The sequence below is a fragment of the Microbacterium sp. NPDC090007 genome (genome assembly GCF_044748345.1).
Taxonomy (GTDB): domain Bacteria; phylum Actinomycetota; class Actinomycetes; order Actinomycetales; family Microbacteriaceae; genus Microbacterium.
Map to the genome: position 1 here is coordinate 592780 of NZ_JBIVFV010000001.1, position 13409 is coordinate 606188.

Here is a 13409-nt window from a genome sequence, read left to right on the forward strand (position 1 = left end):
GTGAGCCGACGCCCGCGAGGGCAGGCCGCCGGGGCGTGTCCGACCCGCTCGATAGGATGGGGTGTACCGCCGGATTCAGACGCGAGGAGCGCACATGCCCGGAATCGTGATCGTCGGCGTCCAGTGGGGCGACGAAGGCAAGGGCAAGGCCACCGACCTGCTCGGTGAGCGCACCGACTGGGTGGTGAAGTTCAACGGCGGAAACAACGCCGGCCACACCGTGGTCATCGGCGACGAGAAGTACGCACTGCACCTGCTGCCCAGCGGCATCCTGTCTCCGGGGGTGACCCCGGTGATCGGCAACGGCGTCGTCGTCGACCTCGAGGTGCTCTTCGCCGAGCTCGAGGCGCTGAACGCCCGCGGCCTCGACACGAGCCGCCTCAAGATCAGCGCGAACGCGCACATCATCACGCAGTACCACCGCACGCTCGACAAGGTCACCGAGCGCTTCCTCGGCAAGCGGCAGATCGGCACCACCGGCCGCGGCATCGGTCCGGCCTACGCCGACAAGATCAACCGCGTCGGCATCCGCGTGCAGGACCTCTTCGACGAGAACATCCTGCGCCAGAAGGTCGAGGGTGCCCTCGATCAGAAGAATCACCTGCTGGTCAAGGTGTTCAACCGCCGCTCGGTCACGGTCGACGAGGTCGTCGACGACCTGCTGTCGTACGCCGAGCGGGTGCGGCCCATGGTGGCCGACACATCCCTGCTGCTCAACGACGCGCTCGAGGCCGGTGACGTCGTCGTCTTCGAGGGCGGTCAGGCCACCATGCTCGACGTCGACCACGGCACCTACCCGTTCGTGACCTCGTCGTCGGCGACCGCCGGAGGCGCCGCGACCGGTGCGGGTGTCGGACCCAATCGCCTGGACCGCATCGTGGGCATCGTCAAGGCGTACACGACGCGCGTGGGTTCCGGTCCGTTCCCGACCGAGCTGTTCGACGAGCAGGGCGACTGGCTCCGTTCGCGCGGGTTCGAGTTCGGCACCACCACCGGGCGTCCTCGCCGCGTCGGCTGGTACGACGCCCCCATCACCCGCTACGCCACGCGCATCAACGGCATCACCGACCTCGTGCTCACCAAACTCGACATCCTCGGCGGTCTCGAGCAGATCCCCGTCTGCGTCGCGTACGACGTCGACGGGGAGCGGTACGACGACCTGCCGGTCAACCAGACCGACTTCCACCACGCCAAGCCGATCCTCGAGTACTACCCCGGCTGGAGCGAGGACATCTCCACCGCACGCACGTTCGACGACCTGCCGCAGACCGCGCAGGACTACGTGCTCGCCCTCGAGAAGATGAGCGGTACCCGCATCTCGGTCATCGGCGTGGGTCCGGCCCGCGATCAGGTGATCGTGCGCCACGACCTCATCGACTGATGCGGTTCTGGGTCGGCGCCTACGCTCCCGACGACGGCGCGGCCGAGGGCATCGGCATCCTGCAGGCAGGCGAAGCCGACGCACCCGGCGCCGGGGGGCCCCTCGGCATGGTCGGGACCGCGGTGGCGGCGCCCGGGTCGCCGTCGTGGATCGCCGCCCACCCCGCGCACGACCTGCTGTACGCCGCGCTCGAGTCCGACGGCACGGTCCAGGCCTACCGCCGCACCGGAGACACGCGTCTGGCCCCCGTCGGGGCGCCGGTCACCGCGGGCGCCGCCGTCTGTCACGTCGCCGTCGCCCCCGATGCGTCCTTCCTCGTGGCCAGCTGCTGGGGCGACGGGCGGGTGGTGCGCATCGACCTGGATGCCGCGGGTCGCCCCTCGAACCCGGTCGCCGCCGCCGACGCCGCCGATCCGTACGGGTCGTCGCCCGACGAGGGCACCGTCTCGACGGGTGCGCGCGTCTCGGGAGCCGTGGTGCCGGATCTCGCCGCCGCCGCCCGCGCCCTGCGCGAGGCCGCGGGAGACGAGTTCTCGCACCTCGTCCCGGCCTATGACGACGGGCCCGAGACCGACGCCGAGTCCGAGGAGGCCAAGGCGGGAACCCGCGTGTCGCGCGCGCATCACGCCGTTTTCCTGCCGCGAGGTCTCGTGGCCACGACCGACATGGGCCTGGACCTCGTCCGCATCTGGCGCCACGGCGCCGGGGACCTGCGCCTCGTGCAGGAGGTCGTGCTGCCGAAGGGCAGCGGTCCGCGGCACGGGGTCTGGCATCCCTCCGGTCATCTCTATGTCGTGACCGAGCTCAGCTGCGAGGTGTTCGTGCTGGCCCCCGACCGCGAGGGGCGCTGGCACGTGCGGTCGGGTGAGCCCCTGCTCGGCACACTCGACACCGACACCGCTGCCGAGTTGTGCCTGAGCCGCGACGCCTCCACGCTGTACGCGGGTGTGCGGGGCAGCGACACGGTGGGTGTGCTGTCGGTGCGCGGCGCGGGCGAAGGTCTGCAGCTGCTCGCGCTCGCCGAGACCGGCACCCACTGGCCCCGTCATCACGTGGTGCTCGACGACACGCTCCTGGTCGCGGGGCAGCTCGCGCACGAGGTCGTCTCGCTCCCGCTCGACGCGCGCACCGGCGTTCCCGGACGGGTGCGTCATCGCACGCCGTCGCCGTCGCCGACGCGCCTGCTGCCGATCCGCTGACGCCGCCCGTACCGGGCCGCTCCGTGCGTCCGCGCCGCTCACCCGGTGCCGCCCGCCCCGCACCGCGCAGCCCGTGGCGCCCGCTCCGCGCCGCGCACCCCGTGGCGCCCGCTCCGCGCCGCCCGTCTCGCCGATAAACGGGATCGATGCGCAGAAACGCCGCGGCGACGCGTTTATCGTCGCGAAGAGCGTTTATCGGCGCGGGAGACCGGCCTAACCGGGCCGGACTGGGCCGCGGCGCGGCACGGCGCGGGGCGAGCCGACGGGGACGGGGGACTACTTCTTGGCGTCCTGCCGCGGGATGACGATCTGCTTGATGATGAGCAGGACCGAGGCCGTCACGGGGATCGCCACCAGCGCGCCCAGGAGTCCGAGCAGGGTGCCGCCGACCAGGGCGCCGATCACGACGAGCGCCCCCGGGATCGAGATGGTGCGGTTCATGACCCGCGGCGTCAGAATATATGCCTCGATCTGCATGTAAACGAGGTAGACGACGGCGAAGACGAGGCCCGCGGTGGGGTCGACGATGAGCGTGAACACCGTGGCCGTGGCCCAGAACAGCACCGACCCCACCAGGGGGATCAGCGTGATGCCGAACGCGAGGGCCGCCAGCAACGCCGCGAACGGCTGCTGGAGGATGGTCAGCACGATGAAGCCGAACACGGCGTTGCACAGCGCCAGCACGACCATGCCGGCCAGGTAGCCACCCACCGACTCCGTGATCTGGCCCGTCATGTCGGCGACCGTCTCGCGGCTGCGCGCGGGCGTCAGGCGCACCAGGCTGTTCTTCATCCGGGGCAGGGATGCCAGGAAGTACAGGCTCAGCACCAGCACGACGATCGCGCCCGAGACGAACTCGCCGATGCCGATGCCCACCTGCAGCAGCCCGCCGCCGATCGCGGCGATGTTCGCGGGGTTGGTGACGAAGCTCTGCACCTCTTGCAGGACGTCGCCCAGGCTGTCGCCGAAGTTCTGCTCGACCCACCGCACGGCGTCGCTATCGATGAGGTCGTTGACGAAGGCGGGGATGTCGCCGATGAACTGCTCCACCTGTCGCACGACCGGCGGGATGAGCAGCCACAGCGCTCCGGCGAGGATGACGGCGAGGCCGCCGAACACGATCACGATGGACCAGGCGCGCGACAGTCCGCGCCGCACGAGGAACCGCACGATCGGGTCGAGGGCGAGGGCGACGAACAGAGCGATCGCGATGTAGATGAGCACCGTCGAGAGCTGGCCCAGCGCCAGGGACAGGACGAAGGCGGTCAACCCGCCCAGGGTGAGGAAGAAGCCCGCGGCATACGGGCGCGCGAGCGCCGACCAGACCGGCCGGTCGCGCGTGGTGGCGGCCCCGGCGTCGGCGCCTTGCGCGGTGGGGTCGGGACGCGTCGATCGGCTCATGCTCACACTGTAGGACTCGCGGGGAACCGCACGAGCGGCCCCACGCGGCGCGGTAGGGTCGGAGCGATTGGGAGGACCAATGACCGACGCCGATCCCTCGACCATCCTGCAGGGGCTGCGCGGCAGCATCGACAACATCGACGCCGCGCTGATCTTCCTGCTCGCGGAGCGCTTCCGCTGCACCAAGCAGGTCGGCGTCCTCAAGGCGAAACACGGGATGCCGGCGTCCGATCCCACCCGCGAAGAGCAGCAGATCGCGCGGCTCGTCCAGCTCGCCGAGCAGGCCGACCTCGATCCGGTGTTCGCCGAGAAGTGGTTCAACTTCGTCGTCGCCGAGGTCATCCGCCACCATCGTTCCGCGGCGTCCGATCCCCCTTCCGACGACGCAGCGACACGCCCGAGCTGACGACGCGCGGCGGCGCCCGGTCGGCAGCGCCTCGGCGCGAGCACACGGGCGCGCGTGCCACACGGCATCCGGAATTTCAAGGCGACCGGTAATTTGCCAGGCGATCCATCAGCGTGAAACGTTGGTGGAGGCCCGTTGAGGGCCGCCCACCCGACCAGTCCGCGGTCGTCGGTGCGGACTCGGGGGAGTGCGCGTCGCGAGCGTACGGTCGGCGGCCTGGGCGCCGGACCCGATGTCCGACGCCGACGCGCTCCACCCCACCCGGGCGCCGAGGGCTGCCACCCGGGCGTGACCGCTGCGGCCACCCGAAGGCCGTCGAGGTGCACATAGTGACACATCCGCCTGCCATCCAGGCACCGGCCATCGCGGCCCGCAATCTTTTCAAAGTCTTCGGCCGCGCCCCTCAGGCCGCCGTCGACACGCTCCGTTCCGGCGCCGGTCGCGACGAGATCTCCGACCTCGGAACCGCCGCCGTCATCGACGCGAGCTTCGACGTCCGGCCGGGCGAGATCTTCGTCATCATGGGCCTGTCGGGCTCCGGCAAGTCCACGATCATCCGCATGCTGAACGGCCTGCACGAGGCCACCGCGGGAACCGTCGAGGTCCAGGGCGACGCTCTCACCGGCGTCGGTCCCGCTCGTCTGCGCGGACTCCGGCGCGAGCGTCTCGCCATGGTGTTCCAGCACTTCGCGCTCCTGCCCCACCGCACGGTGGCGGCGAACGTCGCCTACCCCCTCGAGCTCCGCGGCGTCGGCAAGGCCGAACGCCTGTCCAAGGCCGAGGAGATCCTCGCGCTGGTGGGCCTCGAGGGGTGGGGCGACAAGCTCCCCTCGGCCCTGTCGGGCGGGATGCAGCAGCGCGTCGGCATCGCACGAGCGCTCGCCGCCGACACCGACATCCTGCTGATGGACGAGGCCTTCAGTGCCCTCGACCCGCTCATCCGCCGCGAGATGCAGGAGCAGCTGCTCGAACTGCAGCGGACGCTGAAGAAGACGATCGTGTTCATCACCCACGACCTCAACGAGGCGATGTTGCTCGGCGACCGGATCGCGGTCATGCGCGACGGGCGGATCGTGCAGATCGGCACCCCCGAGGACATCCTCACCGACCCGGCCAACGACTACGTCGAGCAGTTCGTCCAGGACGTCGATCGCGCTCGGGTGCTCACCGCCGGCAACGTCATGGAGCGCCCGCGTCCCCGCGTCGACGCGTCGGCCGGTCCCCGCACCGCCCTGCGGCAGATGCGCGACGCCTACATGTCGGCCGTCTACGTCACCGACCGCGATCGCAAACCGCTCGGCATCATCACCGACCGCGACGCCATGAAGCTCGTGCGAGCGGGGGAGGGTTCGCTGCTCAGCCGACTGCAGCCCGTGCCGCAGAGCGTGCGCGAGGACGAGGTTCTCATGAACCTCTTCGTGCCCTCGGTCGAGTCGCCGCTGCCGCTCGCCGTCCTCGATGCGGACGGACGTCTCAGCGGTGTCATCCCGCGCGTCACCCTCCTCGCCGCCCTCGGCCCCGGCCCCACCTCGACCGAGGAGCTCACCGTGCTGCCCCAACCCCTGCCCTCCGCCGAGATCGATGCGGTGCTCGACGCGCCCGTCGGTGCACCGGCATCCGGAACCGAGGGGGTGCGCTGATGGACGGCTTCCGCATTCCCGTCGGGTCCTGGGTCGACTCCGCCGTCGATTGGCTGCGCGACAACCTCTCCGGGGTCTTCGACGTCATCGCCGTGACTGTGCGCTTCCTCGTGGGCGGCTTGAGCGACGTGCTGCTGTCGGCGCCCATCGTCGTGGTGATCGTGATCGCCGCATCGCTGGCCTGGCTGCTGCGCTCGTGGAAGCTGGCGGTGGGCACCGTGGTGGGCTTCGCCCTCATCCTCGCGATGGGGCAGTGGGTCACCGCCATGCAGACGCTCGCGCTCGTACTCGTGGCGACCGTCGTCGCCGTCGCGATCTCGGTGCCGCTGGGCATCTGGTCGGCGCGCAACAGCACGGTGCGCGCGGTGCTCAAGCCGGTCCTCGACTTCATGCAGACGATGCCCGCCTTCGTCTACCTCATCCCCGCGATCACCTTCTTCAGCATCGGCGTCGTGCCCGGTGTCGTCTCGACCGTCATCTTCGCGCTGCCCCCGGGCGTGCGTCTGACCGAGCTCGGCATCCGCGGCGTCGACTCCGAGACGGTGGAGGCCGGGCACGCCTTCGGGGCCACTCCCTGGCAGATCCTGCGCGGCATCCAACTGCCGCTCGCGATGCCGACCATCATGGCCGGCGTCAACCAGGTCATCATGCTCGCGCTGTCCATGGCGGTCGTGGCCGGGATCGTGGGCGCCGACGGCCTGGGCAAAGAGGTCGTGCAGTCGATCTCGACCGTCAACCTCCCCAAGGGTGTCGAGGCGGGCCTGAGCGTGGTCATCCTGGCGGTCTATCTCGATCGTCTCACCGCGGCACTCGGCAACCGCATCGACAACACCTCGTCGCTGCTCGGTGTCCTCGCCCGTCGGCGCGCCGCGCACTCCACGGCGGCCGCCCGCACCGCCGACACGGGGAATGCCGACACCCCGGCCGAGGACGCCCCCGCCGCACCGCGCGGCGCGCCGGTGCCCTCGGGGCGCTGAGTCCCGGCCCCGCACGTCCCGGGCGCGAGTCGCCGAGGATTGTCGCTCGTCTCCTGCGGAAGCGACAACCCATGGCGCCGCGGGCGCGGGAAACCACGGAAATCACATACGAAAAGGAAGAGAACACAGCAATGAACACGCGACACCTCACCTCGGCTCTCGCCCTCGGCACCGTCGGCGTCCTCGCACTGGCCGGCTGCGCCAGTGGCAACCAGGCCGAAGGCGGCTCGGGCGACGGCGGAGACAAGGGCACGATCACGCTCGGCTTCCTGCCGTCGTGGACCGACGGCCTCAGCACCGCCTACCTGCTGGAGGACCAGCTCGAAAAGCTCGGCTACTCCGTCGAGATGCAGACGCTCACCGAGGCGGGCCCGCTCTACACGGGCCTCGCCCAGGGCGACATCGACATCTACCCCTCGGCGTGGCCCGAGCTGACCCACAAGTCGTACATGGACCGCTACGGCGAGGACATCGACGACCTCGGCGCGTACTACGACAACGCCAAGCTCACCATCGCGGTGCCCAGCTACGTCGACATCGACTCGATCGAGCAGCTGCGGGAGAACGCCGCGCGCTTCGACGGACGCATCTACGGCATCGAGCCCGGAGCGGGGCTGACGAAGCAGACGCAGGAGACCATGCTGCCCGGCTACGGCCTCGACGGGGACTTCGAACTCGTCACCTCGTCGACCGCGGCGATGCTCACCGAGCTCGACAACGCGATCGCGGCGCAGGAGGACATCGCCGTGACCCTGTGGCGTCCGTTCTGGGCGAACGACGCCTACGACGTGAAGGACCTCGAAGACCCGCAGGGTCTCATGGGCGACCCCGAGGCCCTGCACTTCCTCGGTACCGCCGGCTTCGCCTCGACCTACCCGGATGCCGCCGAGCTCATCGCCGGGATCCAGCTCGACGACGAGCAGTACGGTTCGCTCGAGGACCTGGTGGTCAACGAGTTCGGCGAAGGACGCGAGGCCGAAGCGGTCGACGCGTGGCTCGAGCAGAACCCCGAGGCGTTCTCGACGCAGCGCAGCTGATTTCGGCACGACCGACGGCCCCCTTCACCCAGCGGTGGAGGGGGCCGTGCGCGCTTCAGCGGATCGCGTGGGCCGCGGTGAAGCGCGTGATGAAGCCGGGGTGCCCGGTCGGCATCGCCAGGACCGAGTCGGGAGTGCGGCCGGCGAGCTGCGGGAAGCCGGAGTCGGCGACGAGCTGGTCGTCGAGGGCGTCGAGCTCCGCGGTGACCAGGGGCCACGGCTCGTGACTGTTCGCGGCCCAGATCGTGCGGCCCAGGTGGCGTTCATGAAAGCCCCACCTCGCCGTGAGGAAGCGCGACAGGGGGGTGTCGACGGTCTCGGTGCCCAAGGTGGCCCGCACTCGCGTGCCCGGGCCGCGGCCGTGGCGCCGCGAACGGTACTCGATGCGCGCCTCGTCCGTGCGCACCCCCGCTCGCGCCCACCGGTACGGCAGCCCGAACAGCGCCCGAGCCGCGAGGACCGGCGCGAGATGCTCGGCCTCGAGCGTCCGGAACACCACGCCGCGACGGCCCTCCTCGTCGACCGCGTAGGTGCGCACGTTGATCTCGGTGAAGGTGCCCACCAGCGGAACCGGCGGAAGCGGCAGGAAGCGGAACTCGCTCAGCACGAAGGGCACGAGGCCGACCCACGCCGACCCGTCGTGCACATCGGGCCGCGTCCCCGGCGGTAGGAACGGCGCGACCTCGGTCGGGTCGACCCGCCAGTGCACGAACACGGCGCGGTTCCACCGCTGCGCGATGACGGCCCTGCCGGGCAGGTCGGGGGCGTGGCGCTCGGTGATCACCGGCTCATTCTGACCCCGGCGCCCTGGAGCGGAGGGAGACTGGACAGATGACCACGTCGTCTGGTGCGGATCCCCGGCTCGTGGCATCCATTCGCGATCTGCTCGCCGCGCGGGATGCCGGCAAGACGATCTGCCCGTCCGAGGCGGCGCGCGCGGTCGGCGGCGACGAGTGGCGCGACCTCATGCAGCCCGCGCGCGACGCCGCGCACGAGCTGGTGGTCTCGGGCGAGGTCGAGGTCACGCAGGGGGGCGAGGTGGTCGACGTGAGGACGGCCTCCGGACCGGTGCGCATCCGCCGGGCGCACTGACCGCGGTGGCCTCCGCCCCGGCCCACGCCTCGCGACGGGAGTCGCCTGGGCGCGGGCCGGCATGGGAGTGCCGCAAGACTGGGCGCTCGCACCGAACTCGGGGGCCAGGCGCTGATCCGTCCGATGGTGGTGCGCCCCTCTGAGCGGTGATGCGCCGCGGCGACGGCCGGTCGGATGCCGGGCGGTCGGGCAGCGCCCCCCGCGCTAGGGGGCGGTGGAGCCCGGCGCCGCCTCGGATGGGGGTGCGGATGCCGGGGGGTTCGTGCGCTCGCGCGGAAGCTCCAGCGCGACCTTCTTCTCGAGCTCCTCCACGGCGTCGTCGGACAGCAGGATCAGTCCGTCCAGCTCTTCGCGTACACGGCGGTAGGCCAGCTGCCGTTCGTTCGGGGTCGCGGCCTGGTCGGTGGCCACCGTCAGCAGTTTCTTCGCGGTGTCGAGGCGCTTGCGCTCGTCGGCGGTGAAGGCGGCGTCCTTCACGCGGCGCGCGTCGCGCTCGGCCAGATCGAACGCGACCTCGTAGTCGGTGACGGCGTCGCGGTACTCCTTCATCCGCTCGGCCGAGAGGGTCTCGCCGTCGTCCGGACGGAGGTTGTCGGCGACCTTCTTCGCGCGCAGGAACGCGGCCGTGAGCGGTTGCCGTCCATCGCTCATCGCGGGGTAGCTGATGAGCTTGGCGGCGTCGAGCTCGTACTCGAGCCAGCGGTGCGTCACCTCGTCGTGTGCGGCGACGATGCGCCTCTGCGTGTCGTCGCCGGGTGCGGCGATCTGCGCTGCCCCGCCGGCGCCCCCGGCGGAGGAGACCGCCATCGCGCCGCCCTGGGCCCTCAACAACTCCAGCTGTTCTTTGTGGCGTCGTCGCGCGCTGATCTCGCGGTGCTTCACGCGGGCGTTGATGGCGCCCATCGTCATCCCGAAGAGGGGGAAGACGAGCCACCAGTAATCACCGGCGAAGCTCCAGAAGTCCTGCACGGCGCCATGCTACGCGCTCACGCAGCCGCCGTTCACGGTCGCGGCGGGTGCGGCCGGTCGCGCGCGGGCGGAGGCCACGGGGTGCCGTCCGACGCGGGAGGCGGCGGCCCCTCGGTGCGGGACGACGGCGCGTCGGTGCGCGACGGTGTCCTCGCCGCGCGCTTGGCGCCCCGCTCCGCCCACCCGCGGGCCGCGGCGCGACCCATCGACTCCACGGAGCGGGTAAGCGCTCGCTGGGCCGTTTCGGCGAGATCGGATGCCACACGGCTCCACGCGTCGCCGTTCTCGCCGCTCGTCGGGGTGCCGCCGCGGGCCGCGCGCTCGGCGTCGTCGAAGGCATGGGCCGTCCGACGCACCGCGTCGCGGTACGCGAGGTAATCGGCGGGGGCGAGACGCGTCTGCACCGATGCGGGACGCACCCACTGCGCGCGCTCGTGCGCCCGGAGGAAGTCCGCGAGCAGAGGAGAGCGCGGGTCGCTCATCGCGGGGTAGTCGATGGCGAGGGCGGGATCGGTCTCGTAGGCCATCCAGCGCGCCAGGATCGCGTCGTGCTCCGCGAGCAGGCGGGCGACCGGCAGCGGCGCGCTGCCCGTGCGGATCGCCGGCAGCATGGCCTTGGCGGCCTTGAGTCCCGCGCGGCGCGCGCGCACCTCGGCGACGGCGGCGCGCAGGTCGCGCTGGGCGTCTACCAGGCGCGCGCGGGCGGCGGACACCGCGTCGGACGAGACACGGGATGCCGCTCGCTCGGCCTGAGCGCGAACGACCTCGGCATCGGCGACCTTGACGTCCGCCCGCCCCCGGGTGACCGCGTTGCGCGCCATCTGCAGGTCGAGGACGGCGGCATCCACCTCGAGACGACGAGCGGCGCTCTTGCCCATCGGACGCGAAGCCCACGCGCGGACGGCGCGATCGCCCGTGCTCGTCACCCCGGCGGCGAGCGCGCGGCGGCGGGAGCGGCGCACGCCGACCCAGCCGACGGTGCCCGCACCGGCCGCTGCCGGGCCGATCCACCACCACTCGACGAACAGGGCCAGGAGCGGTTCCACGTCCCCATGCTACGTCCGGCTTTCGACACGGTGCGGGGTGCCGGCCCGAAATCTGCGGGCCGCGGGCAGAGGGGGCGGGGCGCCGCGTGGGAGAGGGCCCTGCCGCGTGCGGGTGGGCGGGAGGGGTGTGAGATCGTATCCCGGTGAGACAAGAAGCACGTGCGCAGCGACGGCCCGCCCGACGGCGCGCTGCCCTGCTCACCCCGGGCCGGGTCATCGCCCTGGCCTTCGGTGGCGTCCTCGCCGTCGGCACGGCGCTGTTGAGTCTGCCGAACGCGACGCAGGAGCGGTCCGCGACCTTCCTCGAGGCGCTCTTCACGGCGACCAGCGCTCTGTGCGTCACCGGCCACATCGTGGTGGACACGCCCAACTTCTGGTCGCCGTTCGGTCAGGCCGTCATCATGGTCCTCATCCAGGTGGGCGGGTTCGGCGTGATGTCCCTCGCGACCCTTCTCGGGCTGCTCGTCGCCCGCCGCCTGGGACTGCGCACCCGGCTGACCGCCGTGAGCGAGACCCACACGGTGGCCGTCGGTGACGTCCGTCGCGTGCTGTCGGGCGTGGCGATCATCGCCCTGACCACCGAGGCGGTGGTGGCGATCCTGCTGGCGGCGAGGTTCTGGTTGGCGTACGACGAGCCGTTCGCGCGGGCGCTGTGGCTGGGCGTCTTCCACGCCGTCTCGTCGTTCAACAACGCCGGTTTCGCTCTCTTCAGCGACAGCCTCATCTCGTTCGCGACCGACCCCTTCATCTGCCTGCCGATCTGCGCGGCCATCATCCTCGGCGGACTGGGATTCCCCGTCATCATGGAGCTCTGGCGACGTTTCCGGTTCCCCCGCCGCTGGACCCTCAACACCGTGACCGTCCTCGTGGGCTCGGCATTGCTGCTCGTCGTCGGGACGGTGGTGCTCACCGCCCTCGAGTGGTCGAACCCCGCGACACTCGGCGCGCTGGACCCGGCGGGACGACTGCTCGCCGGGTTCACGATGTCGGTCATGCCGCGAACGGCCGGCTTCAACTCGATCGACGTCTCGCAGATGCTGCCCGAGAGCTGGTTCGTCACCGACATCCTCATGTTCATCGGCGGTGGACCGGCCGGGACCGCCGGCGGTCTGAAGATCACCACCTTCGCCGTCCTGCTCTTCATCGTGCTCGCCGAACTGCGTGGCGACACCGCCGTCAACATGTTCGGCAAGCGGTTGCCGCGGTCCACGCATCGCGAGGCGCTCACCGTCGCCCTGCTGTCGGTCGCGCTCGTGGTCGGCTCGACCCTCGCCATCATGCTGATCAGCCCCTTCAGCTTCGAACGGGTCTTCTTCGAGGTCGTGTCGGCGTTCGCCACGGTCGGTCTGTCGACCGGCATCACCGCGGACCTCCCGCCGATGGCGCAGGTCATCCTCATCGCCCTCATGTTCATCGGCCGGCTCGGCCCCGTCCTGCTCGGAGCCGCTCTGGCGCTGACGCGGGAGAAACGCATGTACGAACTCCCGAAGGAGCGTCCGATCATTGGATAACAACACGTTCTTCAGCCGACGCAAGGTCCGCGGCAATGCCGCCACCTCGATCGCCGTCATCGGACTCGGACGGTTCGGCGGCGCCCTCGCCACCGAGCTCGTGCGCAGCGGCAGCGAGGTCCTCGGCATCGACACCGACGAAGACATCGTCCAGTCCCTCAACGGCGTCCTGACCCACGTCGTCCGCGCCGATTCCACCAAGCAGGCGGCTCTCGAACAGCTGGGTGTCGCCGAGTTCGACCGTGTCGTCGTCGGGATCGGATCCGACATCCAGGCCAGCATCCTCACGACCTCGCTGCTCAAGCGCATGGGAGCGCGCTCCATCTGGGCCAAGGCGATCAGCGAGCAGCACGGCCTGATCCTCGAGCAGCTCGGCATCGAGCACGTGGTCTATCCCGAGGCCGACATGGGCCGGCGGGTGGCGCACCTCGTGCGCGGCTCCATGCTCGACTACGTGGAGTTCGACCGCGACCTCGTCGTGGCCAAGACCGTGGCCCCGCACGAGCTGGTCGGCCAGACCCTCGAGCAGTCGGCCGTCCGTCGACGACACGGAGTGACCATCGTCAAGATCCGCGGGGGCGACGGCCAATGGCACGCCGCGGGCGCGGCATCCGTCATCCGCGAGGGCGATCTGCTCATCGTGATCGGCCCGGTGGAGAACACCGAACGTTTCGCCGCGCTCGTCTGACGGGCCTTGCGTGCGCGCTCGCGCGCGACCAGGCTGGGCGCGAGCGAACGGGGAGGTCCGTC

The 13409-nt window shown here is 71.0% G+C and carries 13 protein-coding genes; 9 read left to right on the forward strand and 4 right to left on the reverse strand.

The window, feature by feature from the left end:
- Positions 1-94 precede the first annotated feature (94 nt).
- Together ACIPVB_RS02745 and ACIPVB_RS02750 are read left to right on the forward strand one after the other, a co-directional pair.
- The gene (locus ACIPVB_RS02745; RefSeq protein WP_400366753.1) at positions 95-1381 is read left to right on the forward strand and encodes an adenylosuccinate synthase; all 1287 of its coding nucleotides are present in this window, start codon (positions 95-97) and stop codon (positions 1379-1381) included.
- Positions 1381-2580: a lactonase family protein gene (locus ACIPVB_RS02750; RefSeq protein WP_400366755.1), complete on the forward strand. Its 1200-nt coding sequence runs from the start codon at positions 1381-1383 to the stop codon at positions 2578-2580. Before ACIPVB_RS02745 ends, ACIPVB_RS02750 begins: the two co-directional genes overlap by 1 nt.
- Positions 2581-2856: 276 nt before the next feature.
- Here the strand turns inward: ACIPVB_RS02750 and ACIPVB_RS02755 are convergent, their stop codons facing one another.
- Positions 2857-3981 (reverse strand): AI-2E family transporter, encoded by a 1125-nt coding sequence (locus ACIPVB_RS02755; RefSeq protein WP_400366757.1) that lies wholly within the window; start codon positions 3979-3981, stop codon positions 2857-2859.
- Between the two features lie 79 nt (positions 3982-4060).
- Between ACIPVB_RS02755 and ACIPVB_RS02760 the strand changes: the two genes are divergently transcribed.
- The 4 genes from ACIPVB_RS02760 to ACIPVB_RS02775 all read left to right on the forward strand — a co-directional run bounded on the left by ACIPVB_RS02760 (position 4061) and on the right by ACIPVB_RS02775 (position 8041).
- Entirely contained in the window at positions 4061-4387 is a 327-nt protein-coding gene (locus tag ACIPVB_RS02760) for a chorismate mutase (RefSeq protein WP_400366759.1), read from the forward strand.
- Between the two features lie 329 nt (positions 4388-4716).
- A complete protein-coding gene (locus ACIPVB_RS02765; RefSeq protein WP_400366761.1) occupies positions 4717-6027 on the forward strand; it encodes a glycine betaine/L-proline ABC transporter ATP-binding protein in 1311 nt (436 codons plus the stop codon).
- Positions 6027-7004: an ABC transporter permease gene (locus tag ACIPVB_RS02770; RefSeq protein ID WP_400366763.1), complete on the forward strand. Its 978-nt coding sequence runs from the start codon at positions 6027-6029 to the stop codon at positions 7002-7004. The genes ACIPVB_RS02765 and ACIPVB_RS02770 overlap by 1 nt, the downstream gene beginning before the upstream one ends.
- 131 nt (positions 7005-7135) lie before the next feature.
- A complete protein-coding gene (locus ACIPVB_RS02775) occupies positions 7136-8041 on the forward strand; it encodes a glycine betaine ABC transporter substrate-binding protein (protein ID WP_400366765.1) in 906 nt (301 codons plus the stop codon).
- A 55-nt stretch (positions 8042-8096) separates the two neighbouring features.
- Here the strand turns inward: ACIPVB_RS02775 and ACIPVB_RS02780 are convergent, their stop codons facing one another.
- Positions 8097-8825 (reverse strand): YqjF family protein, encoded by a 729-nt coding sequence (locus ACIPVB_RS02780; RefSeq protein ID WP_400366767.1) that lies wholly within the window; start codon positions 8823-8825, stop codon positions 8097-8099.
- A gap of 47 nt (positions 8826-8872) precedes the next feature.
- Here ACIPVB_RS02780 and ACIPVB_RS02785 point away from each other — a divergent pair, with 47 nt between their 5' ends.
- Positions 8873-9133: a DUF3253 domain-containing protein gene (locus tag ACIPVB_RS02785; protein WP_400366769.1), complete on the forward strand. Its 261-nt coding sequence runs from the start codon at positions 8873-8875 to the stop codon at positions 9131-9133.
- Positions 9134-9337: 204 nt separating this feature from the next.
- On the opposite strand, the gene ACIPVB_RS02790 is transcribed toward ACIPVB_RS02785, so the two are convergent.
- Together ACIPVB_RS02790 and ACIPVB_RS02795 are read right to left on the reverse strand one after the other, a co-directional pair.
- Complete coding sequence (locus tag ACIPVB_RS02790; RefSeq protein ID WP_400366771.1) at positions 9338-10102, reverse strand: hypothetical protein; 765 nt, start codon at positions 10100-10102, stop codon at positions 9338-9340.
- 32 nt (positions 10103-10134) lie between these two features.
- A complete protein-coding gene (locus tag ACIPVB_RS02795) occupies positions 10135-11148 on the reverse strand; it encodes a hypothetical protein (protein ID WP_400366773.1) in 1014 nt (337 codons plus the stop codon).
- 143 nt (positions 11149-11291) lie between these two features.
- On the opposite strand from ACIPVB_RS02795, the gene ACIPVB_RS02800 reads away from it, so the two are divergent.
- Positions 11292-12659, forward strand: a complete 1368-nt coding sequence (locus ACIPVB_RS02800) for a TrkH family potassium uptake protein (RefSeq protein WP_400366775.1) — start codon at positions 11292-11294, stop codon at positions 12657-12659.
- Entirely contained in the window at positions 12652-13347 is a 696-nt protein-coding gene (locus ACIPVB_RS02805; RefSeq protein WP_400366776.1) for a potassium channel family protein, read from the forward strand. Before ACIPVB_RS02800 ends, ACIPVB_RS02805 begins: the two co-directional genes overlap by 8 nt.
- The last annotated feature ends 62 nt before the right edge of the window (positions 13348-13409 follow it).

Bases quoted from the DNA above. Each gene is read 5' to 3' on its own strand.
- ACIPVB_RS02745 (WP_400366753.1), top strand. From the start codon at position 95: ATGCCCGGAATCGTGATCGTCGGCGTCCAGTGGGGCGACGAAGGCAAG.
- ACIPVB_RS02750 (WP_400366755.1), top strand. From the start codon at position 1,381: ATGCGGTTCTGGGTCGGCGCCTACGCTCCCGACGACGGCGCGGCCGAG.
- ACIPVB_RS02755 (WP_400366757.1), bottom strand. From the start codon at position 3,981: ATGAGCCGATCGACGCGTCCCGACCCCACCGCGCAAGGCGCCGACGCC.
- ACIPVB_RS02760 (WP_400366759.1), top strand. From the start codon at position 4,061: ATGACCGACGCCGATCCCTCGACCATCCTGCAGGGGCTGCGCGGCAGC.
- ACIPVB_RS02770 (WP_400366763.1), top strand. From the start codon at position 6,027: ATGGACGGCTTCCGCATTCCCGTCGGGTCCTGGGTCGACTCCGCCGTC.
- ACIPVB_RS02775 (WP_400366765.1), top strand. From the start codon at position 7,136: ATGAACACGCGACACCTCACCTCGGCTCTCGCCCTCGGCACCGTCGGC.
- ACIPVB_RS02785 (WP_400366769.1), top strand. From the start codon at position 8,873: ATGACCACGTCGTCTGGTGCGGATCCCCGGCTCGTGGCATCCATTCGC.